Below are 13,856 nucleotides of genomic sequence, written 5' to 3'. Positions count from 1 at the left end.
AGGACACAATGCAGGGTTCTGTGACAGAGTTTCTAAAACCGCGCCTGGTAGATATCGAGCAAGTCAGTTCGACGCACGCCAAGGTGACCCTTGAGCCTTTAGAGCGTGGCTTTGGCCATACTCTTGGCAACGCACTGCGCCGTATTCTGCTTTCATCTATGCCGGGTTGCGCGGTGACCGAGGTTGAGATTGATGGTGTACTGCATGAGTACAGCACCAAAGAAGGCGTACAGGAAGATATCCTGGAGATCCTGCTCAACCTGAAAGGGCTGGCGGTGAGAGTTCAAGGCAAAGACGAAGTTATTCTTACCCTGAATAAATCTGGCATTGGCCCTGTGACCGCTGCCGACATCACCCATGATGGTGATGTCGAAATCGTCAAGCCTCAGCACGTGATTTGCCACCTGACTGATGAGAACGCGGCTATCAGCATGCGTATCAAAGTTCAGCGCGGTCGCGGTTATGTGCCGGCTTCTGCCCGAATTCATTCGGAAGAAGATGAGCGCCCAATCGGTCGTCTGTTGGTTGACGCCTGCTACAGCCCTGTAGAGCGTATCGCCTACAATGTTGAAGCTGCGCGTGTAGAACAGCGTACTGACTTGGATAAGCTGGTCATCGAGATGGAGACCAATGGCACGATCGATCCTGAAGAGGCGATCCGCCGTGCGGCCACCATTCTGGCTGAACAACTTGAAGCTTTCGTTGACCTGCGTGATGTACGTCAGCCGGAAGTTAAAGAAGAGAAACCAGAGTTCGATCCGATCTTGCTGCGCCCTGTTGACGATCTGGAATTGACTGTCCGCTCTGCTAACTGCCTCAAGGCAGAAGCTATCCACTACATCGGTGATCTGGTACAGCGTACCGAGGTTGAGTTGCTGAAAACGCCAAACCTGGGTAAAAAATCTCTTACCGAGATTAAAGACGTGCTGGCCTCACGTGGTCTGTCTCTGGGCATGCGCCTGGAAAACTGGCCGCCGGCAAGCATTGCTGACGAGTAACCGGATCACAGGTTAAGGTTTTACTGAGAAGGATAAGGTCATGCGCCATCGTAAGAGTGGTCGTCAACTGAACCGTAACAGCAGCCATCGCCAGGCTATGTTCCGTAACATGGCCGGCTCTTTGGTTCGTCATGAGATCATCAAGACGACCCTGCCAAAAGCAAAAGAGCTGCGTCGCGTTGTTGAGCCGCTGATTACTCTTGCCAAGACCGACAGCGTAGCTAATCGTCGTCTGGCATTCGCCCGTACTCGTGATAACGAGATCGTGGCAAAACTGTTTAACGAGCTGGGCCCGCGTTTCGCGAGCCGTGCCGGTGGTTACACTCGCATTCTGAAGTGTGGCTTCCGCGCAGGCGACAACGCGCCGATGGCATACATCGAGCTGGTTGATCGTGCTGAGTCTCAAGCAGAAGTGGCAACTGCAGAGTAATCTGTAGACGCGTAAAAAAACCGGGCTTGCCCGGTTTTTTTACGTCCAAATCCAGCCAAATGTGCGCAATTCCCCCGCTGTGCTTAAGATCCTCGCCCCTATCCGCTATGCTAAGGCTTAATCATTAGGCTAACCGAGGCTGTTTGCCATGGGGTTGCTCGATCAATGGGCGGAACGTCATATCCTTGATGCCCAAGATAAAGGCGAGTTCGACAATTTGCCCGGCCAGGGACAACCATTAGCGCTGGAAGACGATAGTGCGGTGCCGGCTGAACTGCGCGCGGGTTACCGTCTGCTGAAAAATGCCGGTTACTTGCCACCGGAACTGGAAGATCGCAAAGAGGCGCTAACCGTTGCTCGCTTACTGCAAGGGATCAACAGTGAGCACCCAGACTATGTCGATCTCAGCAAGCGCATGTTGCTGTTGGAACATCGATTGCGTCAGGCTGGGATGAGCACGGATTTCTTGCATGGTGAATATCAATGCGCACTGGATGGCAAGTTCACCCGAGAGGAGCAGTAATGTTCAAGATAGGTCAGTTGGCCAAGCTTGCCGAAGTAACGCCTGATACCGTGCGTTACTATGAAAAGCAGGGCATGATGGATCACAATGTCCGCACCGAGGGCGGTTATCGACTCTACACCGAGCAGGATCTTCAACGGCTGCGCTTTATTCGCTATGCTAAGCAGTTGGGATTTACTCTGGAAACGATCGCTGAGCTGCTGTCGATCCGCGTCGATCCTGAGCATCATACCTGCCAGGAGTCAAAGTCGATCGTTGATGCGCGCCTGAGCGAAGTGGAAAGCAAGTTGGCTGAGCTGACGCGTATGCGTGAATCGTTGAAGCGGCTGAGCGACGCCTGCTGCGGCACTGCCCATACCAGCAATTATTGTTCGATCCTGGAAGCTTTGGAACAGGGCGCCAGCGATGACAAAGGCAAAAAAGGTTGCTGACGGCACTTTAATTTTTATATCGCCGGCAGTATTATCACCCCGTTTTATCCCTCATATTTTACAGGAGCATTATCATGACGAAATATCGTCACACCAAAGGCCAGATTCAAGATAACGCCATTGAGGCGCTGCTGCATGATCCTCTATTCCGTCAGCGGGTAGAAAAGAATGTGAAAGGTAAAGGCAGCTATCGGCGTAAAGAAAAACACAACAAAGGCGGTAACTGGGAGGCCAGTGGTAAAGTATCAAGCGATAATTTACCACTGGCCTTCTGGTTTTAAGTATTAAAAAAGCCACCTTCATCAGGTGGCTTTTTATTGGCATAACCAAACGCTGTCTTACAGTTTTGGCTGCTGTTGCTGGCTCAGCAAATCACGGATTTCCGTCAGCAGTTTCTCTTCTGCGGTAGGTGCCGGCGGCGCTGCGGGCACTTCTTCTTGTTTGCGGCGCATTTTGTTCATCAATTTAATCGCCAGGAAGATGGCGAAGGCGACAATCACGAAGTCGAATACGGTTTGGATGAATGAACCGTAGTTCATTACCACCGCCGGTACGGCGCCCTGAGCTTCACGTAATACCAGATGGAACTGTTTAAAGTCGACGCCGCCGATCAGTAAGCCCAGCGGTGGCATGATGATATCAGCCACGAAGGACGAAACGATCTTGCCGAATGCGGCACCGATAATCACACCGACGGCCAGATCGACCACGTTGCCACGCATGGCAAATTCGCGAAACTCTTTCAACATACTCATAGAACGCACCCCTTGCAGAATTAATAACTCAAGTTTAACAAAGCAATTTCCCTTTGCCACAAAAGGAGAGAAGTTTTATCTCCTCCCAAGGCAGAGAACAACCACGCGATTATAGACCATAGCCAAATAAATTCGTTCTACAAGAAGAACGGGCTCGGTTGGAACAAGCGTTCAACGTCAGGCACGAATTTCTTGTCGGTAATAAACATGATGACGTGATCGCCCTGTTCGATTTTGCTGTTGCCGTTGGCAATGATCACGTCGTCGCCACGCACGATCGCACCGATGGTCGTCCCCGGTGGCAACTTGATATCTTCGACGATGCGGCCGACCACTTTGGACGTGCTTTCATCGCCGTGGGCAATCGCCTCGATCGCTTCCGCCACGCCGCGGCGCAGCGACGAAACGCTGACGATATCCGCTTTGCGCACGTGCCCCAACAGGGCGGAGATGGTCGCCTGCTGCGGCGAAATGGCGATATCAATCACGCTGCCCTGCACCAGATCGACATAGGCGCGGCGCTGGATCAATACCATTACCTTCTTGGCGCCCATGCGCTTAGCCAGCATGGCGGACATGATGTTGGCCTCATCGTCGTTGGTGATGGCGATGAAAACATCCACCTGCTCGACGTGCTCTTCGGCCAGCAGTTCCTGATCGGAGGCATCGCCGTAGAACACGATGGTATCGTGCAGCTGTTCGGCGAGTTCGGCGGCGCGTTGCTGATTCCGCTCGATCAGTTTGACGTTGTAGTCTTTTTCCAGCTTGGCGGCCAGGCCGGCGCCGACGTTGCCGCCGCCGACGATCATGATGCGCTTATACGGTTTTTCCAGCCGCTGCAGTTCGCTCATCACCGCGCGGATGTGCTGTGAGGCGGCGACGAAGAACACTTCATCACCGGCTTCGATAATGGTCGAGCCTTGCGGACGGATCGGCCGATCCTGGCGGAAAATAGCGGCGACGCGGGTGTCAATATGCGGCATGTGTTCGCGCATTGAAGAGAGCGCATTGCCGACCAGCGGGCCGCCGTAATAGGCTTTAACCGCGGCGATGCTGACCTTGCCTTCGGCGAAGTTAACCACCTGCAGTGCCCCGGGGTACTCAATCAGCTTGTAGATATAGTCAATGACCAGCTGCTCCGGCGAAATCAGATGGTCGATTGGCACCGCTTCCGGCAGGAACAGTTTCTCCGACTCGCGGATGTATTCCGGCGCGCGGATGCGGGCGATACGGTTGGGAGTATTAAACAGAGAATAGGCGATCTGGCAGGCGATCATGTTGGTTTCGTCGGAGTTGGTGACGGCGACTAGCATGTCGGCGTCTTCTGCGCCGGCTTCGCGCAGCACCCGAGGATGGGAGCCATGTCCCTGAACCACCCGAAGATCGAATTTATCCTGCAGCTGACGTAACCGACCGGAATCGGTATCGACGACGGTGATGTCGTTGTTTTCACCCACCAGGTTTTCCGCCAGCGTCCCGCCAACCTGACCGGCACCAAGAATAATTATTTTCATCGTGTTCTCTGCTTCACACTGAAAGACTCAGGGCGCGCGAGCACGCCCTGAAGAATTACATTTTAATCAGCTTAGCGTAAAAGAAGCCATCGCCGTCCTCGGGATGCGGGATATTCTGCCGCCCTGGCCGCTGCGCATCGCCGGTTTCAACCAGCTTGGCATCGGCGTGGCGCTGCAAGAACGCGGCGATCTGGCTGCTGTTTTCATCCGGCAGGATAGAGCAGGTGGCGTAAACCATCACGCCGCCCGATTTCAGATGCGGCCAGACGGCTTCCAGGATCTCGGCCTGAAGCGCGGCGAGTTCGGCGATGTCGCGATCGCGGCGCAGCCATTTGATGTCGGGGTGACGGCGGATCACACCGGTAGCGGAACAAGGCGCGTCCAACAGGATACGGTCGAACTGTTTGTCACCGCACCATTGTTGCGGAGTGCGGCCATCGCCCAGCTTAACTTCTGCGTGCAAACGCAGGCGCTGCAGGTTTTCCTTCACCCGTGCCAGACGCTGTTCGTCGATATCGACGGCCATGACGTGCGCTTTCGGCGCCGCTTCCAGAATATGCGTGGTTTTGCCGCCAGGAGCGGCGCACAAATCGAGGATCTGTTCGCCGTCTTGCGGATCCAACAGATCGACACAGCCCTGGGCTGAGGCATCTTGCACGGTGACCCAGCCGTCGGCGAACCCAGGCAGATCGGCCACGGCGCAAGGCGCCAGCAACCGCACTGCGTCGGCATAGTCTGCATGAGGCTCCGCGGCGATGCCGGTGTCGGTCAACAGCTGCAGGTAAGCTTCGCGGCTGTGATGCAGGCGGTTGACGCGCAGCCACATTGGTGGCTTCTGGTTATTGGCGTCGACGATCTGTTCCCAGTTGGCGGGATAAGCTTGTTGAATGCGTTTCAGCAACCAGCTCGGGTGCAGATAGCGGCTGTCGTTGTTGGCCGCGCGCTGTAGCAGCTCTTCCTGCTGGCGCTGGAACTGCCGCAAGACACCGTTAATCAGGCCTTTCAACTGCGGGCGTTTCAGCGCTACCGCGCCTTCCACGGTTTCTGCCAGCACGGCGTGCGCCGGGATACGGGTATACAACAGCTGATACAAGCCGACCATCAGCAAATAGTGCAGCGTACGCTGCTTGCCGGTCAGCGGCTTGGCCATCAATTGTTGAATACACCATTCAAGCTGCGGCAGTACACGTAACGTGCCGAAGCACAGTTCCTGCAGCAACCCGCGGTCTTTATCGCTGATGGAGGTTTGCAGTGCCGGCAGGACAGTGCTTAGCGACTGCCCTTGATCCAGTACCTGGCCGATGGCTTTGGCAGCGATGCTGCGGAGATTGTAATTATTTTTCATAGGCTGAAGCTGATAACGATCGGCATTAAGAAAATAACGGCCCGACGATGAACGGCCGGGCTGTGGGGTGACTTACAGCCGGTTACCCGGGGTAAACCATTCACGACGTGAATTTAATAGGTCTTGCGCCAACATCGGTTTCTTGCCGGCGGGCTGCAGTTGGATCAGGTTGAGGATACCGTCGGCAGTCGCCACCTGAATACCGTGCTTGTCGGCATGGACAACGGTGCCTGGCTCCGCGTTGGCGCTTTGCGCCAGTACGCTGGCCTGCCACACTTTCACCGGTTGATCGTCGATGGTGAAATAGCTGACCGGCCAAGGGTTGAAGGCGCGGATGCAGCGCTCCAGCTGTGCGGCGGACAGTGTCCAGTCCAGACGAGCTTCTTCTTTGCTCAGTTTCTCGGCGTAGGTGACCAGCGCTTCATCCTGAACTTCGCGGGTGGCGCTGCCGTCTGCCATTTGGTGCAGCGTAGTCAACATGCCCTGCGGGCCGAGCTGTGCCAGCTTGTCGTAGAGACTGGCGCTGGTATCGCTGCTCTCAATCGGGCAAGCAATCTTGTGCATCATGTCACCGGTATCGAGACCGACGTCCATCTGCATGATGGTCACGCCGGTTTCGCTGTCACCGGCCCAGAGCGAACGCTGGATCGGCGCCGCGCCGCGCCAGCGAGGCAGCAGCGAGCCATGTACGTTGATGCAACCGAGACGCGGCATATCCAGCACCGCCTGCGGCAGGATCAGCCCGTAGGCCACTACCACCATCACGTCGGCGTTGAGATCGGCCACCAGGCGCTGGTTCTCTTCGGGACGCAGCGATTTGGGCTGAAATACCGGCAGTTGGTGCTGCTCGGCCAGCACTTTGACCGGGCTGGGCGTCAGCTTGTTGCCGCGGCCTGCCGGGCGGTCGGGCTGGGTAAAAACGCCGACAATCTGGTGCTCAGATGACAACAGCGCGTCAAGATGACGCGCTGCGAAGTCTGGTGTTCCGGCGAAAATAATCCGTAAAGAGTCAGACACGTTGATTTCCTGATCGGTTAGGCGCGGGCTTGAAGCTTGGCCATTTTTTCCAGTTTCTGACGAATGCGCTGACGCTTGAGCGGCGACAGGTAATCGACGAACAGTTTGCCCATCAGGTGATCCATCTCGTGCTGGATGCAGATCGCCAACAGGTCGTCCGCTTCCAGTTCGAAAGGTTTGCCTTCACGATCCAGTGCGCGGATCTTCACCTGCGCGGCGCGCGGCACTAACGCACGCTGCTCGGGAATGGAAAGACAGCCTTCCTCGATGCCGGTTTCGCCGCTTTTTTCCAGCAGCTCCGGGTTGATCAGCACCAGGCGCTGATCGCGATTCTCGGAGACGTCGATCACGATAATGCGCTGATGGATATCCACCTGAGTCGCAGCCAAGCCAATGCCTTCCTCTGCGTACATGGTTTCAAACATATCATCCACGATGCGCTGGATATCTGCATTGACTTCTTTTACCGGCGCTGCGACTTTGCGCAGACGCTCGTCTGGGAAATGTAATACCTGCAAGACTGACATATATCTTTAGATCTGTATCCGAGTAATGAACGAGGTTTAACCTCTATTCTAGACATTTCCCGACCTGATTGACAGCATTGTGCACCAATTGCTCAGATTGGTAATACCACCGTTTTTGCTGAGGGAACAGACGATGCGGCCGGAAGAGATCGCTTTACGGATGCGAGGGGTAACGGGGCTACAGACCGTCGTGGCCAGCCGGATCGTGCAGCAGCTATCGCAAATGGGTTGCGAGCCTCGCCGCGTGCTGCATGAGCTGGGATTGAACGAACGGCAGCAGACGCAGTTCAACCAGTTGGATCCCGGTTATCTGTCGGCCAGCCTGCGTTGGTTGGAGCTGCCGGCGCACCGTATGCTGAACTATGGGGCGGCCGGCTATCCCGAACGCCTGGCCCAGATCGACGATGCGCCGCTATTTTTGCTGATCGAGGGCGATCCTCAGGCGTTGTTGCACCCGCAGCTCGCCATGGTTGGCAGCCGGCAGTTCAGCCACTACGGCGAACGTTGGGCTAACCATTTTGCCGAGGAATTGGCGCGTTGCGGTTTCACCATCACCAGCGGTCTGGCTATCGGCATCGACGGTATTTGCCATCGTGCGGCGCTGGCGGCCGGTGGCTGCACGATTGCGGTGTTGGGTAGCGGGCTGGGCAATATCTATCCGCGCCGGCACCGCCGGCTCGCGGAGCAGATAGTCGAGCAGGGCGGCGCTGTGATTTCAGATCATTTAGTCACCGACTTGCCTCTGGCCGACCATTTTCCTCGCCGTAACCGTATTATCAGCGGGCTCAGCCTGGGCGTTCTGGTCATAGAGGCTTCGCTGCGCAGCGGTACCTTGGTGACGGCTCGCTATGCGTTGGAGCAGGGGCGTGAGGTGTTCGCCTTGCCTGGGCCATTGGGAAACCCGATGAGTGAGGGTACGCATTGGTTAATCCAGCAGGGTGCGCATCTGGTCACCGGGCCGAAAGATATCGCCGAATTGCTGGGAAGCGGCCTTCAATGGCTGTCACTGAACGAAAATACAACTATTTGTGCGTCGCAGGCTGAAGTTGAATTGCCATTTGCCGATGTGTTGGCTAACGTAGGAGATGAGGTGACACCTGTTGACGTCGTCGCTGAACGTGCCGGCCAACCTGTGCCAGTGGTGGTAATCAAGTTACTCGAACTGGAGTTAGCAGGGTGGATCGCAGCTGTACCCGGCGGCTATGTCCGAATAAGGAGGGCAAGCCATGTTCGACGTACTCATGTACTTGTTTGAAACTTATATCCACAATGAACCAGAGATGCGCGTCGATCAGGATCAACTGACCGATGATCTCGCTCAGGCGGGGTTTCATCGGGATGATATCTACAACGCGTTGAATTGGCTTGAGAAGTTGGCTGACCTGCAAGAAGGTCAAAATGCCCCTTACTTTATGGATGCCGATCCGCTGGCAATGCGGATCTATACCGAAGAGGAAGGTGCGCGTTTGGACGCCGGCTGCCGTGGTTTTCTCCTGTTCCTGGAACAGATTCAGGTATTGAACCTCGAAACCCGTGAAATGGTTATCGATCGCGTTATGGCTTTGGATAATGCGGAATTCGATCTCGAAGATCTGAAATGGGTCGTGTTGATGGTGCTGTTTAATATCCCCGGATATGAAAGCGCCTATCAGCAAATGGAAGAACTGTTGTTTGAAGTGAACGAAGGTTATCTGCATTGAGCCGATAACGCGCATAGAAGACGTTATGACAAAAAACGCGATTTTTGCCGCCAGGCAAAATGAACCCTGCCCGGAATGCGGGGCCGAGCTGGTGATCCGTAGCGGTCGCCACGGCCCCTTCCTCGGCTGTTCCCAGTATCCTGAATGCCAATATATTCGCCCGCTGAAAGCGCAGGCCGATGGGCATATCGTCAAAGTGTTGGATGGGCAACCGTGCCCGAAGTGTCAGGCGACGTTGGTGCTGCGCCAGGGGCGCTATGGCATGTTTATCGGATGCAGCGATTATCCGCAATGCGATCACACTGAAGTGATCGATAAGCCTGATGAAACCGCCATTACCTGTCCGCAGTGCGGCCAAGGCAAACTGCTGCAGCGCAAGTCGCGTTACGGCAAGGTTTTTCATTCCTGCGATCGTTACCCGGAATGCCAGTTCGCCCTCAATGTTAAACCTGTCGCCGGTGAATGCGCCTATTGCCATTATCCGCTGCTGATGGAAAAGCGCACGGCAAAAGGGCCCGTCCTGTGCTGCGCCAGCAAGCTGTGCGGAAAACCCGTCGCGACTACAGAATAATCACATCATGAACTCAGAATTAAGCCCGAACCTTTTATCTATCATCGATGCTTTGCATCAACAGCAGGTGATTGCCTATCCTACCGAAGCCGTATTCGGCCTGGGTTGCGATCCCGACAGCGAACAGGCGGTCAATGCATTGCTGGCGCTGAAACAGCGGCCGTGGGAAAAGGGGCTGATCCTGATCGCCGCCGACTATGCGCAGCTTAAACCTTATATCGACGACAGTGCGCTCAGCGAACAGCAGCGCATGACGATGTTTGCCAGCTGGCCTGGGCCGGTAACCTGGGTGTTGCCTGCTCGCCCGGAGACGCCGCGTTTGTTGACCGGGCGTTTCAGCTCGCTGGCGGTGCGCGTCAGCGATCATCCGTTGGTGCAGCTGCTGTGCCGGCAGTACGGCAAGCCGCTGGTGTCGACCAGCGCCAATCTCAGCGGGCTGGAGCCGTGCCGCAGTGCGGATGAGGTCACGCGGCAATTCGGCGAAGCTTTCCCAGTATTGGCCGGCGAGGTGGGCGGCCGTCTTAATCCTTCCGAAATCAGAGATGTTCTGACCGGCGAACAGATCCGTCAGGGCTAGAGGTAATAGGCATGGAGAAGTTTGCGGTATTTGGCAACCCTATCGGCCACAGCAAGTCGCCGCGAATTCATGCGCTGTTTGCTGCCCAGACCGGCATTGAGCATCCTTATGGAACAGTGCTGGCGCCGCTGGACGGTTTTGAAACCAGCCTGCAGGCGTTTATTCATGCCGGAGGGCTGGGGGCGAACGTCACGGTGCCTTTCAAGGAGCGAGCTTATTCGGCCGCTTCTGAGCTGAGCGAGCGCGCAGCGATGGCTGGTGCGGTCAATACTCTGAAGGTGTTGCCGAATGGCGATCTATTGGGGGATAACACCGACGGCATCGGTTTGCTGACCGATCTGCAGCGTCAGCAATTGATCCGGCCGCAGGATCGCATTCTGCTGGTGGGCGCCGGCGGTGCGGCGCGCGGTGTGATCCTGCCGCTGCTGTCTTTCGGCTGCTGGTTAACAATCACCAACCGTACCTTCAGCCGGGCCCAAGAGTTGGCCGACGCTTTCCGGCATCTGGGGGAGATCTCGGCGGCGCCGATGGATCAATGTGATCAGCAAGCGTTCGATCTGGTGATCAATGCGACGGCGTCCGGCATCAGCGGGGAGGTCCCGGCGTTGCCTGCGGGCGTAGTTAACGCGCAAACCCGTTGCTATGACATGTTTTATCAGCAGGGCGTCACGCCGTTTCTAGCCTGGGCGCAGAAGCAGGGGGCAACGGAATATGCCGATGGGCTGGGTATGCTGGTGGGGCAGGCGGCGCATGCCTTCCTGCTTTGGCACGGCGTAATGCCAGAGATCGAGCCGGTATTGCGCCAGCTGCGCAGCGAACTGGCGGCATAAATCCCGCCCGTTCTCTTTATAGGGAACGGGGGGCTGTCAGATGTCTTCCGACAGGTATTCATCTTTCCAGCGTACATAGTTGTTCGAAGAATAAAGCAACCCTTCCAACTCGGCGGCGGTTAACGGCCGAATCTGGCGTGCCGGGCTACCCATATAGAGATAGCCGCTGGCCAGACGTTTGCCCGGCGCCACTAAACTGCCGGCGCCAATCATCACGTCGTCTTCTATTACTGCACCGTCCAACAGGATTGATCCCATACCGACCAGCACTCGGTTGCCGATGGCGCAGCCGTGCAGCATCGCTTTATGGCCCACGGTCACGTCTTCTCCAATCAGCAGGGGATAACCGTCAGGGTTATGTTCGGAGCGATGAGTCACGTGCAGTACGCTGCCGTCCTGAATATTGCTGCGTGCGCCGATCTTTACCGCATTGACGTCGCCGCGGATGGCGACCAGCGGCCAGATACTGACGTCATCCGCCAGATCGACGTCGCCGATGACGACGCTGGAAGGATCGATCAGGACGCGCTGACCGAGTTTAGGGGTGTATTGAAGATAAGAACGTACTGCATCGGACATAGTGCTGCCTCACCTCGGGATCATATTTACCGGCAATACTAGACTCTGACGATGGAATTACAACCAATCTCAGCGCCGGATCCTGCGGAAAATGGCCCTGATCGCACAAGATCCACCCGGAAGGGCTGAAAAGTGTGCAAACAGAAAGAAAAGATCAAAAAAGGGGTTGTGCAAAAAACTCGGATCCCTATAATGCGCCTCCATCGACACGGCGCAAGTGATTCACTTCACACAGCGGCCGGGAAGAAAGAGAAAAAATCCTGAAAATTAGGGTTGACTCTGAAAGAGGAAAGCGTAATATACGCCACCTCGAGTTAGCAAGCGAAAGCGCCTAACTCACTGCTCTTTAACAATTTATCAGACAATCTGTGTGGGCACTCCACAAGACGATATCCAGCATCTTCGGATGCAAAAAAATATCAAGTCTTGAAGAGTGACTAACTGAAGTAAAATTCATGCAGTAAATCTTTGAGCATCGCTTCTCGAGTGGAAGCAAATCAAGCTTTTAATTGAAGAGTTTGATCATGGCTCAGATTGAACGCTGGCGGCAGGCTTAACACATGCAAGTCGAGCGGTAGCACAGGGGAGCTTGCTCCCTGGGTGACGAGCGGCGGACGGGTGAGTAATGTCTGGGAAACTGCCTGATGGAGGGGGATAACTACTGGAAACGGTAGCTAATACCGCATAACGTCGCAAGACCAAAGAGGGGGACCTTCGGGCCTCTTGCCATCAGATGTGCCCAGATGGGATTAGCTAGTAGGTGGGGTAATGGCTCACCTAGGCGACGATCCCTAGCTGGTCTGAGAGGATGACCAGCCACACTGGAACTGAGACACGGTCCAGACTCCTACGGGAGGCAGCAGTGGGGAATATTGCACAATGGGCGCAAGCCTGATGCAGCCATGCCGCGTGTGTGAAGAAGGCCTTCGGGTTGTAAAGCACTTTCAGCGAGGAGGAAGGTGGTGAACTTAATACGTTCATCAATTGACGTTACTCGCAGAAGAAGCACCGGCTAACTCCGTGCCAGCAGCCGCGGTAATACGGAGGGTGCAAGCGTTAATCGGAATTACTGGGCGTAAAGCGCACGCAGGCGGTTTGTTAAGTCAGATGTGAAATCCCCGGGCTCAACCTGGGAACTGCATTTGAAACTGGCAAGCTAGAGTCTCGTAGAGGGGGGTAGAATTCCAGGTGTAGCGGTGAAATGCGTAGAGATCTGGAGGAATACCGGTGGCGAAGGCGGCCCCCTGGACGAAGACTGACGCTCAGGTGCGAAAGCGTGGGGAGCAAACAGGATTAGATACCCTGGTAGTCCACGCTGTAAACGATGTCGATTTGGAGGTTGTGCCCTTGAGGCGTGGCTTCCGGAGCTAACGCGTTAAATCGACCGCCTGGGGAGTACGGCCGCAAGGTTAAAACTCAAATGAATTGACGGGGGCCCGCACAAGCGGTGGAGCATGTGGTTTAATTCGATGCAACGCGAAGAACCTTACCTACTCTTGACATCCAGAGAACTTAGCAGAGATGCTTTGGTGCCTTCGGGAACTCTGAGACAGGTGCTGCATGGCTGTCGTCAGCTCGTGTTGTGAAATGTTGGGTTAAGTCCCGCAACGAGCGCAACCCTTATCCTTTGTTGCCAGCGGTTCGGCCGGGAACTCAAAGGAGACTGCCAGTGATAAACTGGAGGAAGGTGGGGATGACGTCAAGTCATCATGGCCCTTACGAGTAGGGCTACACACGTGCTACAATGGCATATACAAAGAGAAGCGACCTCGCGAGAGCAAGCGGACCTCATAAAGTATGTCGTAGTCCGGATTGGAGTCTGCAACTCGACTCCATGAAGTCGGAATCGCTAGTAATCGTAGATCAGAATGCTACGGTGAATACGTTCCCGGGCCTTGTACACACCGCCCGTCACACCATGGGAGTGGGTTGCAAAAGAAGTAGGTAGCTTAACCTTCGGGAGGGCGCTTACCACTTTGTGATTCATGACTGGGGTGAAGTCGTAACAAGGTAACCGTAGGGGAACCTGCGGTTGGATCACCTCCTTACCTAAAGATAT

General features: G+C 55.5%; 16 protein-coding genes and 1 rRNA gene. 11 read left to right on the top strand and 6 right to left on the bottom strand.

Features of this window, described 5'->3' with window-relative positions:
- Window positions 1-8: 8 nt before the first annotated feature.
- The 5 genes from ACSJLU_RS22790 to ACSJLU_RS22770 all read left to right on the top strand — a co-directional run bounded on the left by ACSJLU_RS22790 (window position 9) and on the right by ACSJLU_RS22770 (window position 2,663).
- The gene (locus ACSJLU_RS22790; protein WP_002919219.1) at window positions 9-998 is read left to right on the top strand and encodes a DNA-directed RNA polymerase subunit alpha; all 990 of its coding nucleotides are present in this window, start codon (window positions 9-11) and stop codon (window positions 996-998) included.
- A 40-nt stretch (window positions 999-1,038) separates the two neighbouring features.
- Window positions 1,039-1,428, top strand: coding sequence for a 50S ribosomal protein L17 (gene rplQ, locus ACSJLU_RS22785; RefSeq protein ID WP_004929726.1), 390 nt, complete (start codon window positions 1,039-1,041; stop codon window positions 1,426-1,428).
- A 148-nt stretch (window positions 1,429-1,576) separates the two neighbouring features.
- Entirely contained in the window at window positions 1,577-1,951 is a 375-nt protein-coding gene (locus ACSJLU_RS22780; RefSeq protein ID WP_049208531.1) for a DUF1992 domain-containing protein, read from the top strand.
- Window positions 1,951-2,382, top strand: a complete 432-nt coding sequence (zntR, locus tag ACSJLU_RS22775) for a Zn(2+)-responsive transcriptional regulator (protein ID WP_016930321.1) — start codon at window positions 1,951-1,953, stop codon at window positions 2,380-2,382. Before ACSJLU_RS22780 ends, zntR begins: the two co-directional genes overlap by 1 nt.
- A gap of 74 nt (window positions 2,383-2,456) precedes the next feature.
- Window positions 2,457-2,663, top strand: coding sequence for an alternative ribosome-rescue factor A (locus ACSJLU_RS22770; RefSeq protein WP_025304494.1), 207 nt, complete (start codon window positions 2,457-2,459; stop codon window positions 2,661-2,663).
- A 57-nt stretch (window positions 2,664-2,720) separates the two neighbouring features.
- Here ACSJLU_RS22770 and mscL read toward each other — a convergent pair whose 3' ends face one another.
- From mscL to def, 5 genes are all read right to left on the bottom strand, one after another.
- On the bottom strand, window positions 2,721-3,137 hold the full coding sequence (mscL, locus tag ACSJLU_RS22765) for a large-conductance mechanosensitive channel protein MscL (RefSeq protein ID WP_049208534.1): 417 nt from the start codon (window positions 3,135-3,137) through the stop codon (window positions 2,721-2,723).
- A gap of 137 nt (window positions 3,138-3,274) precedes the next feature.
- Window positions 3,275-4,651, bottom strand: a complete 1,377-nt coding sequence (gene trkA, locus ACSJLU_RS22760) for a Trk system potassium transporter TrkA (protein WP_004929716.1) — start codon at window positions 4,649-4,651, stop codon at window positions 3,275-3,277.
- A 55-nt stretch (window positions 4,652-4,706) separates the two neighbouring features.
- Window positions 4,707-5,996, bottom strand: a complete 1,290-nt coding sequence (gene rsmB / locus ACSJLU_RS22755; protein WP_099817689.1) for a 16S rRNA (cytosine(967)-C(5))-methyltransferase RsmB — start codon at window positions 5,994-5,996, stop codon at window positions 4,707-4,709.
- A gap of 72 nt (window positions 5,997-6,068) precedes the next feature.
- The gene (gene fmt / locus ACSJLU_RS22750) at window positions 6,069-7,013 is read right to left on the bottom strand and encodes a methionyl-tRNA formyltransferase (protein WP_025304491.1); all 945 of its coding nucleotides are present in this window, start codon (window positions 7,011-7,013) and stop codon (window positions 6,069-6,071) included.
- A 17-nt stretch (window positions 7,014-7,030) separates the two neighbouring features.
- A complete protein-coding gene (gene def / locus ACSJLU_RS22745) occupies window positions 7,031-7,540 on the bottom strand; it encodes a peptide deformylase (protein WP_015379260.1) in 510 nt (169 codons plus the stop codon).
- A 133-nt stretch (window positions 7,541-7,673) separates the two neighbouring features.
- Between def and dprA the strand changes: the two genes are divergently transcribed.
- The 5 genes from dprA to aroE are packed head-to-tail and all read left to right on the top strand — an operon-like array spanning window position 7,674 to window position 11,218.
- Complete coding sequence (dprA, locus tag ACSJLU_RS22740) at window positions 7,674-8,795, top strand: DNA-protecting protein DprA (RefSeq protein ID WP_043138824.1); 1,122 nt, start codon at window positions 7,674-7,676, stop codon at window positions 8,793-8,795.
- Window positions 8,767-9,240, top strand: coding sequence for a DUF494 family protein Smg (smg, locus tag ACSJLU_RS22735; RefSeq protein WP_025160381.1), 474 nt, complete (start codon window positions 8,767-8,769; stop codon window positions 9,238-9,240). The genes dprA and smg overlap by 29 nt, the downstream gene beginning before the upstream one ends.
- 25 nt (window positions 9,241-9,265) lie before the next feature.
- Window positions 9,266-9,811 carry a DNA topoisomerase family protein gene (locus ACSJLU_RS22730; RefSeq protein WP_025304489.1) on the top strand — a complete coding sequence of 182 codons (546 nt, stop codon included), beginning with the start codon at window positions 9,266-9,268 and terminating at the stop codon, window positions 9,809-9,811.
- 7 nt (window positions 9,812-9,818) lie between these two features.
- Window positions 9,819-10,388 carry an L-threonylcarbamoyladenylate synthase type 1 TsaC gene (tsaC, locus tag ACSJLU_RS22725; RefSeq protein WP_043138821.1) on the top strand — a complete coding sequence of 190 codons (570 nt, stop codon included), beginning with the start codon at window positions 9,819-9,821 and terminating at the stop codon, window positions 10,386-10,388.
- 11 nt (window positions 10,389-10,399) lie between these two features.
- Window positions 10,400-11,218, top strand: a complete 819-nt coding sequence (aroE, locus tag ACSJLU_RS22720; RefSeq protein ID WP_089181393.1) for a shikimate dehydrogenase — start codon at window positions 10,400-10,402, stop codon at window positions 11,216-11,218.
- Between the two features lie 36 nt (window positions 11,219-11,254).
- Here the strand turns inward: aroE and ACSJLU_RS22715 are convergent, their stop codons facing one another.
- Window positions 11,255-11,797: a gamma carbonic anhydrase family protein gene (locus ACSJLU_RS22715; protein ID WP_025304486.1), complete on the bottom strand. Its 543-nt coding sequence runs from the start codon at window positions 11,795-11,797 to the stop codon at window positions 11,255-11,257.
- Window positions 11,798-12,303: 506 nt separating this feature from the next.
- On the opposite strand from ACSJLU_RS22715, the gene ACSJLU_RS22710 reads away from it, so the two are divergent.
- Window positions 12,304-13,845: ribosomal RNA gene (locus ACSJLU_RS22710) — 16S ribosomal RNA — on the top strand.
- Window positions 13,846-13,856: the final 11 nt, after the last annotated feature.

Source organism: Serratia bockelmannii (genome assembly GCF_051803255.1).
Lineage (GTDB): Bacteria > Pseudomonadota > Gammaproteobacteria > Enterobacterales > Enterobacteriaceae > Serratia > Serratia bockelmannii.
Note: the sequence above shows the minus strand (reverse complement) of the source record. Positions and strands in the feature narration are given on the sequence as shown.

Excerpts from the sequence above, each read along its gene's own strand:
- ACSJLU_RS22715 (WP_025304486.1), bottom strand. The coding sequence starts at position 11,797 with ATGTCCGATGCAGTACGTTCTTATCTTCAATACACCCCTAAACTCGGT.
- zntR (WP_016930321.1), top strand. The coding sequence starts at position 1,951 with ATGTTCAAGATAGGTCAGTTGGCCAAGCTTGCCGAAGTAACGCCTGAT.
- aroE (WP_089181393.1), top strand. The coding sequence starts at position 10,400 with ATGGAGAAGTTTGCGGTATTTGGCAACCCTATCGGCCACAGCAAGTCG.
- rplQ (WP_004929726.1), top strand. The coding sequence starts at position 1,039 with ATGCGCCATCGTAAGAGTGGTCGTCAACTGAACCGTAACAGCAGCCAT.
- tsaC (WP_043138821.1), top strand. The coding sequence starts at position 9,819 with ATGAACTCAGAATTAAGCCCGAACCTTTTATCTATCATCGATGCTTTG.
- ACSJLU_RS22780 (WP_049208531.1), top strand. The coding sequence starts at position 1,577 with ATGGGGTTGCTCGATCAATGGGCGGAACGTCATATCCTTGATGCCCAA.
- mscL (WP_049208534.1), bottom strand. The coding sequence starts at position 3,137 with ATGAGTATGTTGAAAGAGTTTCGCGAATTTGCCATGCGTGGCAACGTG.
- ACSJLU_RS22730 (WP_025304489.1), top strand. The coding sequence starts at position 9,266 with ATGACAAAAAACGCGATTTTTGCCGCCAGGCAAAATGAACCCTGCCCG.
- ACSJLU_RS22790 (WP_002919219.1), top strand. The coding sequence starts at position 9 with ATGCAGGGTTCTGTGACAGAGTTTCTAAAACCGCGCCTGGTAGATATC.
- smg (WP_025160381.1), top strand. The coding sequence starts at position 8,767 with ATGTTCGACGTACTCATGTACTTGTTTGAAACTTATATCCACAATGAA.
- dprA (WP_043138824.1), top strand. The coding sequence starts at position 7,674 with ATGCGGCCGGAAGAGATCGCTTTACGGATGCGAGGGGTAACGGGGCTA.
- ACSJLU_RS22770 (WP_025304494.1), top strand. The coding sequence starts at position 2,457 with ATGACGAAATATCGTCACACCAAAGGCCAGATTCAAGATAACGCCATT.
- def (WP_015379260.1), bottom strand. The coding sequence starts at position 7,540 with ATGTCAGTCTTGCAGGTATTACATTTCCCAGACGAGCGTCTGCGCAAA.
- trkA (WP_004929716.1), bottom strand. The coding sequence starts at position 4,651 with ATGAAAATAATTATTCTTGGTGCCGGTCAGGTTGGCGGGACGCTGGCG.
- rsmB (WP_099817689.1), bottom strand. The coding sequence starts at position 5,996 with ATGAAAAATAATTACAATCTCCGCAGCATCGCTGCCAAAGCCATCGGC.